The sequence below is a fragment of the Arthrobacter sp. KNU-44 genome (assembly GCF_051843155.1).
GTDB lineage: Bacteria > Actinomycetota > Actinomycetes > Actinomycetales > Micrococcaceae > Arthrobacter.
The window spans coordinates 4,237,489-4,256,764 of the sequence record NZ_JBPXNG010000002.1; the positions used below are offsets into that span (position 1 = coordinate 4,237,489).

Here is a 19,276-nt window from a genome sequence, read left to right on the forward strand (position 1 = left end):
CTTAGTGTCAGTGCATCGTGAATCTCCGGGCAACAAGCTCCGAGAACATCGGCAAGGTGATTGCCCGGCCGATCAAGGCGTTCCTTGCGCTGAGGACCTTCGGCGGCAAGGGTCGGCCCAGCGCCATGTTCAGGCTGGCCTGCCGGATGGCTTTCTTCGCCGCGCGCTGCCGGTCGCGTTCGAAGCCCGCGAGTTTTTCGCCAGCAGGGCCTCCCTCCGATGTTCGCAACGCTTCCCCGACAATCGGCGCGAGGGCGACGGCGTCCAACCAGCCCAGGTTCATGCCTTGACCACCGATCGGGCTGATCTCGTGGGCGGCGTCTCCAATCAGGGCGACCCGTCCATGGACCATCCGGGAGACCAGCCTCGAGGTGACGCCGAAGGCGCTGATCATCGTATTGCTTGCGGAGTCCACCGCGCTGCCGGTCCGCTTTTTGATGAGGGCGGCGAGCGCGTGGGGAGTGGGTTCCTGGCACGGGGCGCCAAGCCGGACAACCCAACGGCGGATGCCGCCAGGCAAGGGAAAGGACTCCACGATTCCGCCCGGCTCAAGGAAAAGGACCGCGTTGTTGCCGTACATCGATTCATCCCGGAAATCGCCCATGACGTAGTAGTCGGGATAGGTGCGCAAGCGAGGCTCCAGTCCCAGTCCTGCGCGCACTGCTGAATGGACGCCGTCGGCAGCCACGACGAAGCGGCCCAGAAACTCCCTCGGAGCCCCCTCTTGCTGTCCCCGCAGACGCAAGCGCCCGCCGTCGTCGACGACTTCCTCAACCTGCACGCCGCGGTGGAGCGCGTTCGGATCGAGGTCGATCACCCTGGACTCGAGGGCGTTTGTGGTGAGATATTGCGGAACGGAGAGGATGAAGGGGTACTCGGACGAGGGACGGGCAAAGTCCATGTCGGCAACTTTCCTGCCGCCGCTGTACGCGGCGCCGTGGGTGATCCGGACGCCTGAAGAGACCAGCGGATGTGCGGCGCCTACTGCGTCCAAAGCTGCGAGGGCGGGAGGATGGATTCCGATGGCGCGGGTCTGGCGGCTCGACGTCGCGCGCCGTTCCAGAACTGCTACGCGGTGTCCGTCTTGCAGCAGCAGGGCTGCCATATATAGCCCGACCGGTCCGGCTCCAACCACCACGACGTCAAACATCGGGGACCCCTCCGGGCCGGTAGACCAGCAGGTTGTGCCATAAGCCGCTCGGTTCTACCGTCCACTCCGGGGGAGTGGCGGCACGGAGTTCCGCTGCGGTGTAGCTCCGTCTGATGGATGTGAGGCCGTCTCCATGGATATAGGATCCAATGCCAAGTGGCCAGGATCCGGCCCAGAAAAGTGCGTACGCCACGCGGCTACGCTTGAGGTCGTTGTGCAGGGCGATCCGGCCGCAAAGCTGTTCGGAGTCGTGGAGGAACGAGGCGAGTTCCGGGGTAGTCAAGTGGTGCAGGACATGGTTGGAAATAACGACGTCGAACGTGCGCCCCTCTGACACGAGCTCTGAGCTGAGGGCTTTTCTGTAGTTGACGCCTTCCACGGGCGGGGCAGAGTTCGCGAACATGAAGGCTCGTTCGTCCGGGTCGATTCCGGTAACTTCCAGGCGGTAGCCGTCTGCCGCGGCCCGGCGCGCGAGGCTGCGGGCGACGTCTCCTCCGCCGCAGCCGACGTCAAGGACCGTGGTGGGGGCCGCCGTCGTGAGCAATGGCTTGATCCGTGAGCTGTAGGTGTCCCGCCAGCCGGACACCACAGCGTTGACGATCGGAAACCGCGCGTAACTCCGGTTGAGCCGGTCAAGCGCGCAATCGGGACGGTCCATGTCTTCAACGGCGGTCACGTCCCGTGCGCCGAGAAAGCCGCCTGGGCGGCGGAGGGCAGGCATCACAGAACCGGCATCACAGAGCCGGAGAGACCCGGGTGAATAGTCCAGTCTCCACCGTGAGGCCGGGCCCGAATGCCATGGAACAGATGCGTTCCTCCCGCTGCGCCGGAGTTTGTCCGAGGATGTGCTTCAAGACGAAGAGAACGGTGGCACTGCTCATGTTGCCGTAGTCGCGAAGGACTTCGCGCGCGGGAATCATTTGTTCTTCGGTGAGTTCAAGTTTCGACTCGACTTTGTCGAGGATGCTGCGGCCGCCGGGATGGATGGCCCAATGCGTAATGTCCCGGTAGGGGAGTCCCGCCAGGGACGGGTCCCGGGCAAGCAGCGGCTCGAGCGCGCCGGTGATGTGTTCCTCGATGATGTGCGGCACGTACGTGCCGAGGACCATTTCGAAGCCTTCGTCGCCAATGTTCCAGGCCATCGCTTCTTCGCCGACCGGCGTCAGGACAGTCTCGAAGTGATCCAGCCTGATCACCGGGTCCGGCCCCTCAGGTTCACGGGACGTCACGACGGCGGCCGCCGCGCCATCCGCAAAGATCGCCGATCCCATGATGGTGTCCGGATCATTCGAGGTCCGGACATGAAGTGAGCAAAGCTCTACGCAGATAACAAGGACGACCGCAGAGGGATCGGCCTGGCAAAACTGCCGGGCTGCGCGGAGGGCGGGGAACGCGGCGTAGCAACCCATGAAGCCAAGGTGATAGCGCTGCACGGCGGGGCTGAGTCCGAGGGCCCGGACTACTTTGTAGTCGGGGCCAGGATTGAAAAATCCAGTGCAGGAAACAGTAATGACGTGGGTTATGTCAAGTAAATCGATATCGGGACATTTCCCGACGGCGGCCTTGGCGGCTTCAATGAACAATTTGGTAGCTTCGACGGCAAATATTTCGTTTCGGACCTTGGTGCTCGGGCTAAGTACACGGCCGGTGGCGGGGTCGAAGAATGAGGGATTCTCGGAGTGGTTGTCCAGGGACAATTCGGCGACGGCGGTGAATCGGGTATCGATCGCTGCTGAGTCAAAGCATGTTCGCACGAGCCTGGATCCGAGCCGTGTCAGCCCGGGTTGGGATGCAAAAACGTCGCGCGCCTGTGGTTGCACAAGCACTGTGGGCGGTACGGCAGTTTCCAGAGACCTCACGTAGACCGGCATGCTTCATTGTTGGCGACGAAGATGCCGTTGACAATGGCAAAGCGTGGAAATGTGGAGGTTTTGAGGGGTCCCGGCTGTTTTCCGGAGACCCGCGGACTCAACCGCACTCAGGGCTTCCAAAGCTTCTGCGACACAAATTGAAGCGACGGGCCACTAGTTCTAATAGCAGCCCATTTGTCCGTTTTGCCGAGTTCGCCGAGCGGCCGGACGGCAACAGGGCGGTCCTTAGTGCATTTGGGGAGGTGCGCAGGTATGCAGGGGGATCTGGATGTCGGGGATGCGCTTGTCAAGGTGAAGCGGTTGCGCCTGCGTCTGGCTGAGCTGGACCGCCAAGTGGGCGTGGTTGACCGGTTGCTCGGCCAGGTCGTGAGGCTTGCTTTGGAGCTGTACCAAGCGAGGGCGTGGAAGGGCTTTGGCCTGGGCACGTGGGCTGAGTTGGTGGAGGCTGAGCGGCTGGTCCTTCCGAGCCTGGGAGGCAGCGCCCGGGTGAGTGTCGCCATGGAGTTGGCGGCCGGAAATTTGTCGCTCCGTGCCATCGCCCCGGTCCTGGGCGTATCCCATGAGACCGTGAAGACCCTCCTCGCAAAGGGCGTTGCAGAGGGTGGAACGCTGCCATCCGTGAGATTGTCACTGGACGGCAAAATGCGCCGCATCGCACCCGCAGTACCAAAGAATGTGATCGCGGGCGAACTGGCTCACTCGGATTCCAACTCCGGCTCCAACTCTGATTCCAACGAGGGAATCTTCGATGTGGAGGGGTTCTTGGCGGACGTCGGCGCCTTGGGAGTGGATCACGGTCCTTCCGACGCGGCCGTGCTGGCGGAAATCCAGGTGCGGGAGTTGATGGATTCCATCCGGAATATGGGAACCTCTGAGCTTGTCGTCCAGCGGTTGCCCGAGGCGCATCCCGCACGACGACGCCGGCTGGCCGCCCAGTTCCACGCGGCGGCGGAACTGATGAGCGATGTTGCGAGGCAGTGGGGTGTCGCCGCGTGAGTCCCGGAACCCATGGCCGGTTGTCGACGTCGGCCGAACGCGACGCCCTCCTGCGGGACCTCGTAGCAAGATGGCAGCGGGAAGGCCGGAACGGTCCATCGGCCCGGCTGCTGTTCGGTTCGTTTCTTCCGGCGCTATTGTCCCGTTTCCAGCACGAGTTCTCCTCGATTGCCCCCGAAGATGCACTGTTCTACGCCACGGAAGTTCTTTGCGACCGGGGGATCCCCATGGACGTCCCGGCTTGCGCGTGGCTGCTGACGGTTGTCCGCAACGGGCTGCGAACCTGGACAGTCAGCCAACGCCACTGGATCTCAGAGCGAGATGTTCGGGATGGCGTGTGGGCAGACGTGAAGAAGAACCACGCCCTGGGGGAGGGGGCGCCGCTGGTGTCGGTGTATGGACATGAATGCGAATGGCCTCAGCTTCCGTTGGCCATTTCGCCCATGCCCGCCGGTTCATCGCCTCTCTGGGATGAACTAAAGGCGTTGTTGATCAGGGCTGGATGGGATCGCGACGTCGCAGAGCAGGGTCTGCAGGTGATCGAACATCGAGCATCCAGGCAAATGGAGGAGATCTGCTTCAGATCAGCGCCGGGAACCGCGCTCTCCCGTTTGGAAACGAACAGGGCGTTGAGCTGCGTGCCCAAGGGGCACAAGAGGGCGCTCGTGGACTTCGTGTGCAGCGAACGCGGATATCTCTGGGGCCGTCTCCAAGGAATTTCCCCTGCCAACGCTCTTTCCCTGCCCGGGGTCCAGGAGGCGCTGGCTTCGCTGGTCTGGAGCAAGGCGAGACCCAAGAACGCCCGAACCGGGAGCTACGCGTCACTTGGAGTTCATTCGCGAGAGGACATCCCTGCCTGACGGAGCCAACCCGCTCTGGACCGGTGCGGTGAGTCATGGCCAGGGGATTGCGGTGGCCACAGTGTTGTTGGCGAACTGGGCATGCCCGGCAATCGTCACGAAGGGACTGGCAAGATCACAGGTAACGACCCGAAGTAGGTGTGGGCCCTCGTCAAAGTTGTCTGCCGGCAGGGACGTCTTGCCCAATGATTCCAAACCGATGATCTTGTATCTGCAGGTATCGCCGGCGTTGTCGGATACGTAGAGGGGCATGCCCTTGGTCACCCGGACGAGGGAAGCCATCGGCGCGAGCGACCCATCCGGGAAGTTCACGTGCCCGGCCAGCAGGGTCGATCCCTCCGCGGCACACACAGCCGCCGACTCTCTGTAGCGGGCAGCTTTGGAGGCATCCGGGACCACCAGGTAGCCGGAACCGTCATGGCCTTGGTCCACGAGCCCTACTTTGAGGTCCACGCCCGGGATGGAAAGCGTGTTAGGCGGAAGGTTGCGGATCGCGGCCGGGCCGGTGAACGTGTCCGGTCCTGCGGCTGTAAACGGCGCCGGCACAGGTGCCTGCGGAGCCGCTGGGGGAGCGGGTGGTGAGGTGAAGGCCAAGACGCTTGCGGTGGCTCCGGCCACGCTACAGGTGACGACCGTTGTCAGTGCAACGTTGGTCCACCGGGCGCGGGGATAGCTGCGGGTTTTGATCATTTGTCTTTTCCTTGGGTGTGGGGCGGGGCACCCGGTGATCAGCGTGGGTGGCTGGATCCGGATGCCCCGCGTCAACCTGACAGCTAGGTGCTTCTAGTCAGCATGTTCGTCCGCTTGGATGTTGTCCGTTTCAACTCCGCGGTTGTCGAAGCGTTTGCGGTACAACAGCCCTGCTCCTCCGAGGAGAGCCAGTGCGAAGGCGGTGCCGCCCGCGATCAGCAGCGGCATGTTCGGCCCGGCTTCCCGTGCGGTGCCGGTGGTGGGCGCGAATCCGGTGTTGACCATCAGGGCCGGCTTGTTTGGGGTAACAGTGACGGCTTCGGGGAAGGCGATGACAGTTTCGTTCTTCTCGCCGCAGTTGCCTTTATGCAACTCCGTGGTGAACGGTTCCTTGCCCTCGCCCTTATCGATCGTCAGCTTAAGTTCCTCGACGTATCCGTAGGTGCCTTTGTGGGCGATGGTGTGGCCCGGGTAGGTGATTTCACCGGCACCGGTGACTTCCTGGTCCGGGGAGGACCAAGACGGGTTGGCGCAGACGGCCTGGGCGGACCCGTCGGTCGAGTCGTCAAACTTGTACTGGTTCACTTTGGTGGTGACTTTGATGCCGGTGCCGGACGGGATGGTGCCCGAGACTATTCCGATGTCGTGGGCCACGAGCGGCACGGTGCCGTTCTCGGAGGCTTTGGTGATGATCGAAGGCTTCTTGACCGGGACGGTTTCGTTCGGCAGCAGTTCCTTGCCGTCCCACGCCTTGGTGGACTCGGTACCGTCGATCTTCTCGGAGAAGTACAGATTGGCATTCAGGCCTTTGGACCATTTCTCGGCGACGATTTTCTCCCATGGAACCTCGACGGCCGCGGTCTTGAATTCGCCGTTCCCGGTGACCTTCGTGGTGACGGTTCCGATGACGTCGGCATCAGCAGGAACGGTGTCGGTGCCGCCGGTAATCGGGGCAGCGGAGGTCAGAACCAGATCCGTGGTCACGGAGAGTTCCTTGCCGGGCTCGTTGCCGGTCACGGTGATGACGTCGTAGATCTTCCCGTTTTCAATGGCCGATGCCTTGGTCGCCACCGCCGGCTGGTACTTCTGGATGGTCTCCTCATGAGGATCATTGAAGCCAGCGGTCCAGTCAGCACGGAAGTACTGCTGCAGCCCGGCGGGCTGGGCCCCCTTTGAGAAGCGGGCCACAGGGTAGTAATAGCCGGCCCTGTCCGCGTTCTTGTCAGCGGTCACCTTCACGTCACCCGGTCCCGTTGCGGTGCCAGTTCCGGAGGCAACCTTCACGACCGCAGCCGGGATCTGGGCGGTCGGGGCGAGTCTGACCGGGCTGTAATACCAGTCGACGTCGAAGCGGGCCGGCACGTTGCCGCCGTTCACGAAAGCCCAGTCATTGGTGTTCCCCGTGGACGTGTTCACGTGCAGGACGTCCACCAGGGGCTGGCCGCCCTCCACAAACCGACCGGCGGTCGAGGTCGCTTCGGGTTGGAAATCGAAGATCACCTTGGCGTCGGCTGACGTTCCCGCGACGGGTTGAGCCCCGCCGGCAACGAGAAGGTTCTGGAAGCCGGGCACCGAATACGTGGTAGCCGACGACCCGGGTGCGTCGATCGTCAGCGTCACGGACACCGTTCCGTTTCCGGTAGCCGCGAAGCCGAGCTGATCTCCGGTATGGAGGTTGACGGCCTGGGAGTTCGTTCCTGCCCACACAGCGGGGCCGTTCAAGATGGCGCGGGCCGAGAACCCGCCCAGCTTGTTCCCGGCTGCGGAAACCAGTTCCGTCGAGGTGACCGTGCCGCCGCGACCGTTCGCGTCCATCGAGAGCTTAGGCTGCGTGGAATACGGACCGGAATTGGCTTGGGCGTCGGCGAGTATCGCCGCCGCCTGGGCGCGGACACCGGGCAGTTGCGGATCCGATGAGTCCCGGAGGTTAGGGTAAGGAGCCCCGTTGCCGTTCCACGGCACGTTGAACCTCGGATCCGCGAGCTCGTGTACCAAGTACGCCAAGGCTGCGTGGTTAGCAGGGTCACCCTGGTACTTCTGGATCGCGTAATTAAGCTGCGGGTTTCCTAGGGAGCCCACCGCCCCGGATCCGGCCGGTCCGGCCGGGATCCCGACGTCGAAGCAGAAAGCCGTGGGACCACCGGCGGCACCGTTCAGGTTCAGGGATCCCAGCCACATCGACCAATCGCCAAACGCCCGGGGCGGCGGAGCCTGGACGCTGATGCCCGATCGATGCATGCCCGGCAGGTCAGTTGCGGCGTGCGCCGCAGGCGCCGCAAGGATGCCACCGGTCCCGATAGCGGAGAGGGCCAGGGCGCCGGCGGCTGTCAAGGCACCGGTCTTGGCGAACGCCGACCAGCCCTTAGTCTGTCCCGGCGGGTTGCCCGCGTCCCGTTCGAATCTTCCGTGAGTCACTTATGTCCCTTTCTCTTCAACCGCGCCCATACACGCGATGACCACACTTCGGGTGGTCCTGTGTGTAGAGAGCCGGACAAAACGCAATCCGAGAGAAGGGTGTAGCTTTCGACTGTCGGGGCTTGAAAGGGGCCTTCTCAGTGGCTTCAACTGTCAAAAATTTGCCAGTTGAATCGCTCGCTTTGCGACGAACATCTTTCATTGCCCGGGCGGTCCGAAAGGCGTGGAAGCGATCACCATCACGATGTATCGCAAGTTGCCAGTCGTGAGTCGTATCCTGACGAGGCGGTGCCAAACGATGTGTCCTTGGAATCGGGTTGGTCAAGCCGGGTTCCCAAGCCCTCCGCAGGCGGAACCGGGAATCTGGCCCCAGGTCGCAACTCGGCCGGCAAGTGAACGTGGCATGAAGGTTCGGTCAATAGGTTTTGCGAAACCCGAAAACCGGCACTGGTGACCGTCTGGTCTTTATACGGTGGACGTATGAAAGCCTCCCTCAAACGTCGCAGTGCCGTCACTGGGGGGCTCGTTCTGGCCGTCTTTTCAGCGCTCCTCAGCCCCGTGGGCCCCACCCATGCGGACGATGTCCGGACAGTTGGCAAGAGCACTGATCAGGGTGCCCACCTCAACCTTGGCGCCGCTGACCTTCCCGAGAAACGGACGGTGACAACCCTTGCGCCCGGCGTCACACTCACCAAAATCAGCCGGGGTGGAGCTGACTCCTCGCTCTTCTGGACGGCCGAAGTAGCCATCCCCTCTGACTCGCCGGATCCGGATGCTCCGGCGTCGGCGCTCTCAAGCCAGGCTACTGCGCAGCGCACAGCCGACAAGCTGAAGGCCGCCGGCGTCGATGCCCGCGTTGAACATGTCCAGTCGCCGCAGCTTGCCGACGCCGGCGGCGACTTGGGCTACCGGGTCCGCGCCGGCCATTTTGCCGCTCACGCGGACGGCGCCTCAGTCGTCGCGAAGATCAAAGCCGCCGGTTTCGCGTCCTCAGTGATCTACACCGGTTGGGACGGCGACTCCGAAACCAGCACGACGACGCGCGGACCGTGGAATCTTGACGTCATCACGATCGACCCTGGGACTTACCAGGGCCAGCTCGCCGCCTCCTTCGGCCCGGACCTGGAGAAGCGGGAGACGACCAGCCAGCTGGCATCGGACGCCCACGCCCTCGCCGCTGTGAATGCAGGCTTCTTCGTCTTCGACCCGAAGGCCGGTGCTGAAGGCGACCCCGCCGGCGTTGGTGTGTACGGAGGCAAGATTCTCAGCGAAGCCGTGGCGGACCGCCCGGCCCTCGTCATTGACGGAAAGAAGAACGCCAGCAATATCCAGCGGCTCACCTGGTCAGGGAAAATCTCGGCCCCTTCCGGAGAAGCGACTTTGGACGGTATCGACCGGGTGCCGGGCCTGATCCGTAACTGCGGCGGCGCCAATGACTTGCCTACCTCGGGCCCGCTCCAGGACGTCACTTGCACGAACTCCAACGAGCTCGTCACCTTCACTCCGGAATTCGGGCCGACCACGCCCACGGGCCCGGGCCTTGAAGTGATGGTGGACAGCCACGACACCGTCACATCCATCGCCGAAACCCGTGGCGGGGCCGTCCCTGCGGGCGGACACACCATCCAGGCCACTGGAACCGACGTCGCACGGCTCCGTGCACTCGCTCCCGTGGGCGCGAAGCTGAAGATCGACGTCGGATTGCTCGGCCAGGACGGGAAGCCCCTGCACACCAACAAGGCCACGAGCGTCGTCAACGGCGGACCCTTGCTCGTCAAAGACGGCAGCGTGGACGTCACTGCCGGGCATGACGGCATGGTGCATCACAACGATGGAAACAGCTTCTACTACGGCTGGGTCCACAAGCGGAACCCCCGGACCTTCGCCGGGACCGATGCCCAGGGCAGGACCATGCTTGTCACCGCGGACGGACGCTCAACTTCCTCGCTGGGGCTGAGCCTAAAGGAAGAGGCTGACGTCGCGGTGTCACTCGGCATGGTCCAGGCCATGAATCTCGACGGGGGCGGGTCAACAACAGCCGTTGCCGATGGGAAAGTCCAGAACAGCCCGTCGGGCGGATCGGAACGCGCGGTCGGGGACGCGCTCTTGGTACTTCCTTCCCGAAAGGCCGATCAGTAGGACAGCGGACCTCCAAGGGGAACCAGCTAGATCCAGTCCCGCTTCTTGAAGGCGAGGTACAGGAAGATTGAACCGCCGGCCATGAGCGCGCAGGACAGCCAGAGGCCGTAATCGCTCTGGAAGCCGAAAAATGGCACATTCTGCCCGAAGAAGCCGGTCACGGCAGTGGGGACGGCGATGATTGCGGCCCAGCTGGTGACCTTCTTCATGACCAGGTTCATCTGGTTCCCCTGGATGCTGATGTGGGTTTCCAGGATAGTGGTGACCAGGTCGCGGAGCGATTCCGTCCATTCGGAGGCACGCAGCACATGGTCGTAGACGTCCTGCAGGAAGGGCTGCATCGCCGGGCTGCAGCCGACCAGGTCTTCCCGCCGGAGGAGGGTATTGAGGACTTCACGCATGGGCAGGACGACGCGGCGGAGCCGGACGAGGTTCTTGCGGAGTTCGAAGGTCTTCCGCTGCAGGTCGTGGTCGGGGGAGTGGTCGTCGAAAAGCGACTCTTCGAGGGCATCGATGTAGCCATCGAGTTCCTGGACGGCGTCGAAGTGCCCGTCGACGATCATGTCCAGCAGGCCCCAGAAGAGGAACGGCACTCCGTGTTGGGCCAGGTCGGTTTCCGAGTCCCAGTGCGCCGTCAGTTCGTCGGTGTCGAACTCGGGCCCGTGCACCGTCACCAGGGCGTTATGGGTTACGAATGCCGAGATTTCGACGACGGCAAGTTCGCCGGCGCCAGGCTTTAGCGCCGCCTGGTAAGCCGAAAGGAACAGGTGGTTCGGGTATCGGTCCAGTTTGGGCCGCTGAAAATCGTGGACGGCGTCCTCGACGGCGAGTCGGTGAAGCCCGTACACGGTTTCCACGCCGAGCAGGTCATCCGCCGTCGGGTTCGTGTAGTCGATCCACAGCACCACGTCATCCTGGCGGGCCAGGGCTTCGATCTCGTGGGCCCTGACATCGTCACGTTCGAGTTTGCCTTCGCGGTATAGCCGTATGAACACCATCCGCCCCATGGTACGGGACGCGTATCCATGCTTCCTGAGCGGCAAGGCTTCACCTCGGGACCTGCCTTTGCCCTCGTTCCGTACCTACAATTTAAGTGCGGCCTCGCGGTGTCCCGCCGCGGGCCGCCGACTAAGGAGAGCCATTATGGGTTGGGGTGAGAGGTTCCATCACGCTGCCGGGAAACTCCACGGCAAGGCCACGGAAGCGGCCGGCGAGGCCACCGGCAATGACCGGCTGAAGGCTGAGGGCAAGTCCCGTCAGGTCAGGGCCGATCTGAAGCTGGCAGGCGAAAAGATCAAGGGCGCCTTCAGGAAGCACTAGTCCGCAGACGCCGATAGCAGGGCGCGGGCCATGCGGCCCGCGCCCGCGTGGTGTCCTGATACTTTTTTGCAGCACTGGACGGCGTCGGTGCGGCCAGCCATGATGAAGGAGGCGCGGGGGCTGGATCGTCAACCCCAGTTTGCGAGTGGCACCCGCAGTGGAGGCGCGCTGACATGACACGCGAATCGGTGCCGGCGGGGGAGGCGAAATCACCGGGTTCCCGTGAGCCCAGCGAAACTTTCCTGGCCGAATACTACGCCCAGGTGCCCCCGGAGGATCTGCGGAGCCATAGTCCTGAGACGCTCCGGGCGCGGGCGGGGCACCATCTGAAAGTGGCGTCGTCGCGCGCGCCCGGGCAGGCCGCCGTCGGGATCCTGACCGAACTGGATGCCAGCGTTGTCGCAGTGGTGACGGACGACATCGGGATGCCGAGTGACCTCGGGCGGCGCGCCTCCGATTTGCCATCGCCGACATGTACCACACGGTCATTCACTGGATCGGCGTAGGAACGCTGTTGCTGCGCATCACTGACCTGCCGCGTCAAAGCCGGTGGGAAGCCTTGGCCCGCGCAGCCCTGCGTGACGACGCCTATTCCGCCGTCGTCGACATCACCATTTCCGTCATGCAGGCGACCCGGGCGAGCGGTGCCTCCGGTACCTCTGCCGTGGAACGGATTGTGGAGTGGGAGAGCGGACGCCAGGAGCAACTGGGAAGGATCAAGGAGACGTTCGTGGAGGTCACCAAACCCGGGCAGGTGGACCTCGCTTCGATCTCCGTGGCCCTGAAACTCCTGCGAACGCTCGCGAAGCGCTAGCCGTTTTGAACATTGAACCCGGAGGATCGTCGAATATGAAGCTTTTGGGCTACGGGATGCGAATCCTCATCCTCTTGCTGGTTGCTTTCATGTGCGGTCCCAACGTTGCCGCGCCATTCCTCCCTTTCCCGGCCGCGCCGGCGCCCACAGCGTCCCCGGCCGCTCCGGCAGCCCGTAATCTTCCGTCATCCCCATCGACACCGGCTTCCAACGCGGACGGGCTCCCAACTGCCGAAGGGCGATTACCGCTGGTGCTATGGCACGCTTCAAGCCATGTGGAAGCACCGCGGCGCGGTCGTGCAGGGCGGCCAGGCCGGTAAACTCGGCCGGCGTGGTCTCGGCTACCTCCTGGTCCTTCAGGTGCTGCTTCCCTTGTTCGCGCCCATCGTTGATGTCTTCGCGATCTACGGCCTGGTTTTTCTTGATCCGGTCCGGATCGGGGAGCTCTGGCTTGTTTTCCTCCTGGTTCAATTCCTCATGGCGGCCTATGCGTTCAGGCTCGACAATGAGTCGCTGCGCCCACTGTGGACACTTCCGCTTCAGCAGTTCGTCTATCGTCAGCTCATGTACCTCGTGGTCATCCAGTCGGTAGTGACGGCCTTGGCCGGGGTCCACCTGCGGTGGCACCGCATGGAGCGGTATGGAAGCCTGCGCGTCCCGCCGGTTTCGCCGGGCCAAGCGTAGCCAGGGACATTGCCAGGGAGTCGACACGCATTCCTAGGCCCTCGCGCGCAGCTCCCGCCGGAGGATCTTTCCCGACGCCGACTTGGGAATCACATCGACGAACTCCACCGATCGCACTCGCTTGAACGGCGCCACCCGCCCGGCGACGAACTCCATGACATCGCCGTCCCCGAGCTCGGCCCCCGACTGCCGGACGACGAACGCCTTCGGTACCTCTTCGCCGTCGTCCGCATGGATGCCGATGACCGCGGCATCCGCGATCAGGGGGTGGGTGAGCAGAAGGGCTTCGAGCTCGGCCGGCGCGATCTGATAGCCCTTGTACTTGATCAGCTCTTTGAGCCGGTCGACGATCGTCACGACGCCGTCGGCAGTGACGGTTGCGATGTCACCGGTACGGAGGAAGCCATCCGGATCAATCGTCGCGGCGGTTGCGTCGGGCCGGTTCAGGTAGCCGAGCATGACTTGCGGGCCGCGGACAAGGAGCTGCCCGGGAGCACTAGGTCCTTCGGCCGGGACTTCGATCTCTTCGTCCGTTGCCGGGTCGAGGAGCTTGCACTCCGTGTTCGGCACGGTGTAGCCCACAGAGTCGAGCGGGACGCGCTCGGCGCCGTCACGCGGAATGGCGTGGGACACGGGACTCAGCTCGGTCATTCCGTAGCCCTGGAGCATCGTGCACCCGAGCCGCTTCGCAACAGCGTGCCCCAGCTCGCCGTCGAGGGGCGCCGCACCCGAAAGCACGGCGCGCACGGACGAAAGGTCGAATTGGTCCACCAAAGGATGCTTCGCGAGCGCGACGGCGATGGGCGGCGCGATGAAGAGGTAGGTGCAGCGGTGGTCCTGCGTGATCCGGAGGAACTCGGCGAGGTCGAACTTCGGCATCGTGACGAGCCGGGCCCGCTCGCCGAGGGCGAGATTGAGCAGCACTGTCAGGCCGTAGGCGTGGAAGAAGGGCAGGACGGCGAGCAGCACGTCGTCGGGAGTCACACGGAAGAAGGCACGCGACTGTGCGACGTTCGCCACGAGGTTGTACTGGCTCAACAGAACACCCTTAGGCGTGCCGCTCGTGCCGGAGGAATAGGGCACGACGGCGGCGGCGTGCGGATCGACACTGAGAGTCGGTGCGGGAAGACCGGCTTCGAGCACGTCCGTTAGCGACGGATGCCCCGCGGCGGGAGCGAGCTCGCCGCCGTCGAGCACCACGAGGCGTTCCGCCGGGATCCCGGCAAGCAGCGCCGCGGCCTCCGCCCGCTCAAGGAAGGGCGAGATGGTGAAGAGCCAGGAGGCGCCAGCATCGCTCAGCTGGCTTCCGACTTCATCGGCGGTAAACAGCGCGTTGACCGTGGTGACGGCGGCACCCGCGCGGAGGACCCCGTGGAACACGACGGCGAAGGCCGGCACGTTGGGGCAGAAAAGGCCCAAGGTAGTCCCCGGGCCTGCCCCGCGGCCAGCGAGCCAGCCTGCGGTGGCGTCGACTCGGCTGACGAGTTGCCGGTAGGTCATTTCCGCGCCCGAGGTGCCGTCCACGAGCGCGATCCTGTCAAGGTCCTCGACGCCCAGCCCACCGAACAGATACTCATAAATCGTGACTTCGGGGATCTCGACATCAGCGTACGGGCTGGTGAACATTGCGGCTCCTTCGGCGCACGACGGCGGGAGTCGCCGTCGTGCGTCCATTACACCCGGCGGCGCGGGGCCGGGACAAGGGCCGCCGCGGTCGGATGTCGTCCAACTTTAGGGCTACGCCTCAACTAAACCGGTGCAGGATGGTCGACCAGGGCCGGAGTATGCCAGGGCCGGGTGCGATCTCTTTGGGGGAGGGGACCATGGTGCCGCGGCGGGGCCGGAAGCGGCGGCATCGCGGAAGGACTGGTTTGCCTCACAACGGGAGCCGGTGGCGTGGGCGCTGGTCCGCGAAGTGGGACTTCGGGGCAGAGATCGGTTATCAGGCCCATTCCTGCATATTCGCGGACGTCACTGATGCCGCACACCGCAGCACGCTTGTCAGGAAAGGACTTGGAGACGGCTACCACTGTTCCGTCCGGTGCTTTGAGCCTGAATCTGAAGCTCGTGTCCTCGTCGATGAAGAGTTCAAACATCCCGGTCATGCGCATCCTCCTGAACAGCGGGCGGCGCGTGACGCCCGGTAGGTTTCGCCGGTCTGGGGCGCGACGTTGCGCCCCAGTGATTTCTCGTCCGGCAAATGGATCATCTGACTCACAGTGTGTGTGGTGCTCGCCACACGGTGTAGTTAACCAAAATACGGGGAAGAACCTTGGCTGGCTAGTGCAAAGGGCGGCCCTTTGGTCACCGCTGCTCAAGGATTCGGTGTGCGGCGTCCTGGGCCGCCAATGCCCTGTCGTCCACGATTTGGCCGGGCAAATGCCCGGCGGCGGCGATGGCCCGGCGCAGTTCCGCCACTGTGCGAGGGGTGCCCACGCCCCTGTGTGCCATGGCGTGGCAGTTCGCACACAGCGGCACAAGGTCCGTTGTGGGATCGAGCCGGTAGTCGCTGCCAAGCTGTGAAACGGGAACCACGTGGTGGATGTGGATGAAGTCCTTGCCGATGTCCCCGTAGCTTACTTCGAAGGAGAAAGTGCACGCGGCACACGACGTCCCGTGGAAAGCCAGGCAGATCCGGCGGGCTTCAGGATCCCGCTCGTAGCGGTTCGTTTCAATCCTGCTGACGGCTCCTTCAGGGTAGGTCCCTGGAATAATCTGGCACGGCTCAGAGACCGCTGGCCCGTGCTCCCGCCACACGTGCTGAAGGAGAGGTTCTGATTCCGGCGGAATGAACCGTCCAGAACCACGGAAGGTATTCCAGGCCACGTCCGGCACTTCTCTGGAGAGGACACTCGACGGGATCTGGCCGCCGAAGGGGAGCAGGGCATCGAAGGCCACGCTTACGTACCGCGCCATACTCTGGGGTTCGGTGCGTTGTGGCGCTTCATAGCTTTCGGACATGACCACGCCGTGTCCGATCAGCCCCCGTCCGTGAGGGCCCCCGCCTTGCAGGAGCAGCCATGCCAGGTTGCCTGGCTGGATCTTCCGGTGTTGCCCGACGTTCCACCGCTCCAGGAACTGACCTGTTTCCGCGACCTGCTCGATTACAGCCTCGTAGTTCCAGTCGTTCCCAAGCCGTGGATTCCATCCCAGGATGATGGCGGCCATGGCTGCTCCTCCCTGCGTGCCGGTGAAGCTATGCGAGTCGGGTCCGGACGATTTCGCTGACCGCCTTGCCGTCAAAGCGGCCGGCGACCTTTGCTGTGACGGGCTTCATCACGGCGCCCATCTGCCTGATAGTAAGCTCCTGACCACTGGCCTTCAACACGGCGATTGCCTCGTCGACGATGTCTTCGACTTCCGCGGGCGTCAACATTTTGGGCAGGTACGCCTCAATGACTTCCGCTTCGGCTATTTCCGCCGCAGCGCGCTCGGCCTCGCCGGCATCCGTGTAAATGCGGGCCGTGTCCCTGCGCTTGGCGGCTTCCTTTTGCAGCAGCGCCGTCACCTGCGTGTCGTCCAGCTCGATAGGTGTCTTGCCGGACTTTTCACGCGTCTCTATTTCGCCCAGGACGTTGCGGACCGTCGTGAGCGCGGTCTTGTTGTGGTCCTTCATGTGGACTACGACGTCGGCATGCAGGCGTTGCTTCAGGGTGCTCATGTTAATTCCCTCTACTCGGTGGTTGTTCTCATTCTTCACGGTCTGGACCGTCTGTGGAGAAGAGCCGTGCGGCCGGCCTGCCCGGTATCTAAAATTCTGTCTCCGGCGATCCCCCAAGAAGGCCCTCAGCGACGTAGCATCAAGGTAGGCGGCTGCCAGGAGTGTGGCGAAATGTTTGAGAGATTTACGGACCGTGCCCGTCGCGTTGTTGTGCTTGCCCAAGAAGAGGCACGCATGCTCAACCACAACTACATCGGTACCGAGCACATCCTTTTGGGTCTGATCCAGGAGGGTGAGGGGGTAGCCGCCAAGGCGCTGGAGTCGATGAGCATTTCGCTCGATGGCGTCCGGGAACAGGTGCAGGAGATCATCGGCCAGGGGCGGCAAGCCCCGTCCGGCCACATCCCGTTCACCCCGCGCGCCAAGAAGGTGCTTGAGCTCGCCCTCCGTGAAGCCCTTCAGCTCGGCCACAACTACATCGGTACAGAGCACATCCTGCTTGGCCTCATCCGCGAGGGTGAAGGCGTTGCCGCGCAGGTCCTCGTCAAGCTTGGCGCCGACCTTGGCCGGGTCCGCCAGCAAGTCATTCACTTGCTCTCCGGCTATGAGGGCAAGGATCCCAGTGGAATGGTCGCCGGACCAAGCCAAGCCGAGGTTGCTCCGGCCGGTTCGGTGGTGCTGGACCAGTTCGGCCGCAACCTTACGCAAGCAGCGCGGGAAAACAAGCTTGATCCCGTGATCGGCCGCGAGCTGGAGATGGAACGCGTCATGCAGGTCCTCTCCCGCCGGACCAAGAACAACCCCGTGCTGATCGGTGAGCCCGGCGTCGGCAAGACTGCCGTCGTCGAGGGCCTTGCCCAGGCGATCGTCCGGGGCAACGTGCCGGAGAGCCTGAAGGACAAACAGCTCTACACGCTCGATTTGGGCTCCGTAGTGGCCGGTTCCCGTTACCGCGGTGACTTTGAAGAGCGCTTGAAGAAGGTCCTCAAGGAAATCCGGACCCGCGGGGACATCATCCTCTTCATCGACGAGATCCACACGCTCGTGGGTGCCGGCGCTGCGGAAGGTGCCATCGATGCCGCGTCCATCCTCAAGCCGTTGCTGGCCCGTGGTGAACTCCAGACCATTGGTGCCACCACCTTGGATGAGTACCGCAAGCACATTGAGAAGGACGCCGCCTTGGAGCGCCGCTTCCAGCCGATCCAGGTCCAGGAACCGTCGGTGGCCGACACTGTAGAGATTCTCAAGGGCCTGCGTGACCGCTACGAGGCGCACCACCGGGTGACCATCACCGACGGCGCACTGGCGGCCGCGGCGAGCCTCTCGGAGCGGTACGTTTCGGACCGCTTCCTGCCGGACAAAGCGATCGACCTGATCGACGAAGCCGGTGCACGGCTTCGCATCCGCCGCATGACCCGGCCACCGGAGCTGAAAGCGATGGACGCACGCATCGCAGAGGTGAAGATGGAGAAGGAATCCGCCATCGATGCCCAGGACTTCGAGGGCGCCGCGTCGCTGCGTATTAAGGAGCAGAAACTTGTCGCCGAGCGCAGGGAAAGGGAGCTCAGATGGAAGGCCGGCGGTACGGACGGCAACGCCGAGGTGGACGAGGAGCTGATTGCCGAAGTTCTCGCGAATTCCACCGGTATCCCGGTCTTCAAACTCACCGAGGAAGAATCCAGCCGCCTGCTCAAGATGGAGGAGGAGCTGCACAAGCGCGTTATTGGGCAGAATGAGGCGATCAATTCAGTGTCGCGTGCGATCCGCCGCACTCGTGCAGGCCTGAAGGATCCCAAGCGTCCGGGTGGCTCGTTCATCTTCGCCGGCCCCACGGGGGTCGGCAAGACCGAGCTCGCCAAGGCCCTGGCGGAATTCCTCTTTGCCGATGAGGATGCCCTCATCACGCTGGACATGTCCGAATACTCCGAGAAGCACACCGTGTCCCGTCTCTTCGGTGCTCCTCCGGGCTACGTCGGCTACGACGAGGGTGGCCAGTTGACGGAGAAGGTCCGGCGTCGTCCGTTCTCCGTGGTGCTGTTCGACGAAGTGGAGAAGGCCCACGCCGATCTCTTCAACTCGCTGCTGCAGATCATGGAAGACGGCCGCTTGACGGATAGCCATGGCCGCGTGGTGGACTTCAAGAACACGGTGATCATCATGACCACCAACCTGGGCACCCGCGACATATCCAAGAGCGTGGCCACCGGCTTCCAGTCCGGCACGGACACCACCACCGGCTACAACCGGATGCGGGCGCGGGTCACCGAGGAGCTCAAGCAGCAATTCCGTCCCGAGTTCCTCAACCGCGTTGACGACGTCATCGTCTTCCCGCAACTCACGCAGGACGAGATCATCGAGATCGTGGACCTGATGATCCGTCGCTTGGAACAGCATCTGGCAGACAAGGACATGGGCATCGAGCTTACGGACGCAGCCAAGGTCCTCTTGGCCACGCGCGGCTACAACCCGGCCATGGGCGCCCGGCCGCTGCGCCGCACCATCCAGCGCGAGATCGAGGACCAGCTCTCCGAGAAGATCCTCTTCGGCGAGCTGCACCCGGGTGACATCGTGGTGGTCGATGTGGACGGCGAAGGCGACGACGCCAAATTCACCTTCGCCGGCAACGCTAAGCCGCGCATCCCCGACGCGCTTCCCGCCGTGAGCTAACGCGGGTCA

Annotated in this window: 18 protein-coding genes; 8 read left to right on the top strand and 10 right to left on the bottom strand. The window is 63.6% G+C overall.

The window, feature by feature from the left end; all coding sequences use genetic code 11:
* Positions 1 to 7 precede the first annotated feature (7 nt).
* Genes ACSVHC_RS20860 through ACSVHC_RS20870 form a run of 3 tightly spaced genes read right to left on the bottom strand, consistent with a single transcriptional unit; the run spans position 8 to position 3,021 of the window.
* Positions 8 to 1,150 carry an FAD-dependent oxidoreductase gene (locus tag ACSVHC_RS20860; RefSeq protein ID WP_437770206.1) on the bottom strand — a complete coding sequence of 381 codons (1,143 nt, stop codon included), beginning with the start codon at positions 1,148 to 1,150 and terminating at the stop codon, positions 8 to 10.
* Complete coding sequence (locus tag ACSVHC_RS20865; RefSeq protein ID WP_437770205.1) at positions 1,143 to 1,871, bottom strand: class I SAM-dependent methyltransferase; 729 nt, start codon at positions 1,869 to 1,871, stop codon at positions 1,143 to 1,145. The genes ACSVHC_RS20860 and ACSVHC_RS20865 overlap by 8 nt, the downstream gene beginning before the upstream one ends.
* Before the next feature lie 13 nt (positions 1,872 to 1,884).
* The gene (locus tag ACSVHC_RS20870; RefSeq protein WP_437770204.1) at positions 1,885 to 3,021 is read right to left on the bottom strand and encodes a type III polyketide synthase; all 1,137 of its coding nucleotides are present in this window, start codon (positions 3,019 to 3,021) and stop codon (positions 1,885 to 1,887) included.
* Positions 3,022 to 3,273: 252 nt separating this feature from the next.
* On the opposite strand from ACSVHC_RS20870, the gene ACSVHC_RS20875 reads away from it, so the two are divergent.
* Together ACSVHC_RS20875 and ACSVHC_RS20880 are read left to right on the top strand one after the other, a co-directional pair.
* A complete protein-coding gene (locus ACSVHC_RS20875) occupies positions 3,274 to 4,017 on the top strand; it encodes a hypothetical protein (protein ID WP_437770203.1) in 744 nt (247 codons plus the stop codon).
* Complete coding sequence (locus tag ACSVHC_RS20880) at positions 4,014 to 4,877, top strand: hypothetical protein (protein WP_439181266.1); 864 nt, start codon at positions 4,014 to 4,016, stop codon at positions 4,875 to 4,877. Before ACSVHC_RS20875 ends, ACSVHC_RS20880 begins: the two co-directional genes overlap by 4 nt.
* A gap of 33 nt (positions 4,878 to 4,910) precedes the next feature.
* On the opposite strand, the gene ACSVHC_RS20885 is transcribed toward ACSVHC_RS20880, so the two are convergent.
* Positions 4,911 to 5,567, bottom strand: a complete 657-nt coding sequence (locus ACSVHC_RS20885; protein WP_437770201.1) for a class F sortase — start codon at positions 5,565 to 5,567, stop codon at positions 4,911 to 4,913.
* Positions 5,568 to 5,660: 93 nt separating this feature from the next.
* A complete protein-coding gene (locus ACSVHC_RS20890) occupies positions 5,661 to 7,982 on the bottom strand; it encodes a hypothetical protein (protein ID WP_439181267.1) in 2,322 nt (773 codons plus the stop codon).
* Positions 7,983 to 8,462: 480 nt separating this feature from the next.
* On the opposite strand from ACSVHC_RS20890, the gene ACSVHC_RS20895 reads away from it, so the two are divergent.
* Positions 8,463 to 10,121 carry a phosphodiester glycosidase family protein gene (locus ACSVHC_RS20895; protein ID WP_439181268.1) on the top strand — a complete coding sequence of 553 codons (1,659 nt, stop codon included), beginning with the start codon at positions 8,463 to 8,465 and terminating at the stop codon, positions 10,119 to 10,121.
* Positions 10,122 to 10,147: 26 nt separating this feature from the next.
* Here ACSVHC_RS20895 and ACSVHC_RS20900 read toward each other — a convergent pair whose 3' ends face one another.
* Entirely contained in the window at positions 10,148 to 11,119 is a 972-nt protein-coding gene (locus ACSVHC_RS20900) for a magnesium transporter CorA family protein (RefSeq protein WP_437770198.1), read from the bottom strand.
* A gap of 145 nt (positions 11,120 to 11,264) precedes the next feature.
* On the opposite strand from ACSVHC_RS20900, the gene ACSVHC_RS20905 reads away from it, so the two are divergent.
* The 4 genes from ACSVHC_RS20905 (at position 11,265) to ACSVHC_RS20920 (ending at position 12,939) form a co-directional block, all read left to right on the top strand.
* Positions 11,265 to 11,441 carry a CsbD family protein gene (locus ACSVHC_RS20905; RefSeq protein ID WP_236818202.1) on the top strand — a complete coding sequence of 59 codons (177 nt, stop codon included), beginning with the start codon at positions 11,265 to 11,267 and terminating at the stop codon, positions 11,439 to 11,441.
* Positions 11,442 to 11,614: 173 nt separating this feature from the next.
* Entirely contained in the window at positions 11,615 to 11,947 is a 333-nt protein-coding gene (locus ACSVHC_RS20910) for a hypothetical protein (protein ID WP_437770197.1), read from the top strand.
* An 8-nt stretch (positions 11,948 to 11,955) separates the two neighbouring features.
* Entirely contained in the window at positions 11,956 to 12,255 is a 300-nt protein-coding gene (locus tag ACSVHC_RS20915; RefSeq protein ID WP_437770196.1) for a hypothetical protein, read from the top strand.
* A 273-nt stretch (positions 12,256 to 12,528) separates the two neighbouring features.
* Entirely contained in the window at positions 12,529 to 12,939 is a 411-nt protein-coding gene (locus ACSVHC_RS20920; protein ID WP_439181269.1) for a hypothetical protein, read from the top strand.
* Positions 12,940 to 12,972: 33 nt separating this feature from the next.
* On the opposite strand, the gene ACSVHC_RS20925 is transcribed toward ACSVHC_RS20920, so the two are convergent.
* The 4 genes from ACSVHC_RS20925 to ACSVHC_RS20940 form a co-directional block, all read right to left on the bottom strand.
* The gene (locus ACSVHC_RS20925) at positions 12,973 to 14,565 is read right to left on the bottom strand and encodes an AMP-binding protein (protein ID WP_437770194.1); all 1,593 of its coding nucleotides are present in this window, start codon (positions 14,563 to 14,565) and stop codon (positions 12,973 to 12,975) included.
* 122 nt (positions 14,566 to 14,687) lie between these two features.
* The gene (locus ACSVHC_RS20930; RefSeq protein ID WP_437770193.1) at positions 14,688 to 15,044 is read right to left on the bottom strand and encodes a YegP family protein; all 357 of its coding nucleotides are present in this window, start codon (positions 15,042 to 15,044) and stop codon (positions 14,688 to 14,690) included.
* A 199-nt stretch (positions 15,045 to 15,243) separates the two neighbouring features.
* A complete protein-coding gene (locus ACSVHC_RS20935; protein WP_439181270.1) occupies positions 15,244 to 16,107 on the bottom strand; it encodes an HNH endonuclease in 864 nt (287 codons plus the stop codon).
* 28 nt (positions 16,108 to 16,135) lie between these two features.
* The gene (locus ACSVHC_RS20940; RefSeq protein ID WP_437770191.1) at positions 16,136 to 16,600 is read right to left on the bottom strand and encodes a GatB/YqeY domain-containing protein; all 465 of its coding nucleotides are present in this window, start codon (positions 16,598 to 16,600) and stop codon (positions 16,136 to 16,138) included.
* A 171-nt stretch (positions 16,601 to 16,771) separates the two neighbouring features.
* Here ACSVHC_RS20940 and ACSVHC_RS20945 point away from each other — a divergent pair, with 171 nt between their 5' ends.
* Positions 16,772 to 19,267, top strand: a complete 2,496-nt coding sequence (locus ACSVHC_RS20945) for an ATP-dependent Clp protease ATP-binding subunit (protein WP_437770190.1) — start codon at positions 16,772 to 16,774, stop codon at positions 19,265 to 19,267.
* Positions 19,268 to 19,276: the final 9 nt, after the last annotated feature.

Coding starts and splice junctions, on each gene's coding strand:
- ACSVHC_RS20860 (WP_437770206.1), bottom strand. CDS start 1,150: ATGTTTGACGTCGTGGTGGTTGGAGCCGGACCGGTCGGGCTATATATG.
- ACSVHC_RS20865 (WP_437770205.1), bottom strand. CDS start 1,871: ATGCCTGCCCTCCGCCGCCCAGGCGGCTTTCTCGGCGCACGGGACGTG.
- ACSVHC_RS20870 (WP_437770204.1), bottom strand. CDS start 3,021: ATGCCGGTCTACGTGAGGTCTCTGGAAACTGCCGTACCGCCCACAGTG.
- ACSVHC_RS20875 (WP_437770203.1), top strand. CDS start 3,274: ATGCAGGGGGATCTGGATGTCGGGGATGCGCTTGTCAAGGTGAAGCGG.
- ACSVHC_RS20885 (WP_437770201.1), bottom strand. CDS start 5,567: ATGATCAAAACCCGCAGCTATCCCCGCGCCCGGTGGACCAACGTTGCA.
- ACSVHC_RS20895 (WP_439181268.1), top strand. CDS start 8,463: ATGAAAGCCTCCCTCAAACGTCGCAGTGCCGTCACTGGGGGGCTCGTT.
- ACSVHC_RS20900 (WP_437770198.1), bottom strand. CDS start 11,119: ATGGTGTTCATACGGCTATACCGCGAAGGCAAACTCGAACGTGACGAT.
- ACSVHC_RS20905 (WP_236818202.1), top strand. CDS start 11,265: ATGGGTTGGGGTGAGAGGTTCCATCACGCTGCCGGGAAACTCCACGGC.
- ACSVHC_RS20910 (WP_437770197.1), top strand. CDS start 11,615: ATGACACGCGAATCGGTGCCGGCGGGGGAGGCGAAATCACCGGGTTCC.
- ACSVHC_RS20920 (WP_439181269.1), top strand. CDS start 12,529: ATGTGGAAGCACCGCGGCGCGGTCGTGCAGGGCGGCCAGGCCGGTAAA.
- ACSVHC_RS20925 (WP_437770194.1), bottom strand. CDS start 14,565: ATGTTCACCAGCCCGTACGCTGATGTCGAGATCCCCGAAGTCACGATT.
- ACSVHC_RS20930 (WP_437770193.1), bottom strand. CDS start 15,044: ATGACCGGGATGTTTGAACTCTTCATCGACGAGGACACGAGCTTCAGA.
- ACSVHC_RS20935 (WP_439181270.1), bottom strand. CDS start 16,107: ATGGCCGCCATCATCCTGGGATGGAATCCACGGCTTGGGAACGACTGG.
- ACSVHC_RS20940 (WP_437770191.1), bottom strand. CDS start 16,600: ATGAGCACCCTGAAGCAACGCCTGCATGCCGACGTCGTAGTCCACATG.
- ACSVHC_RS20945 (WP_437770190.1), top strand. CDS start 16,772: ATGTTTGAGAGATTTACGGACCGTGCCCGTCGCGTTGTTGTGCTTGCC.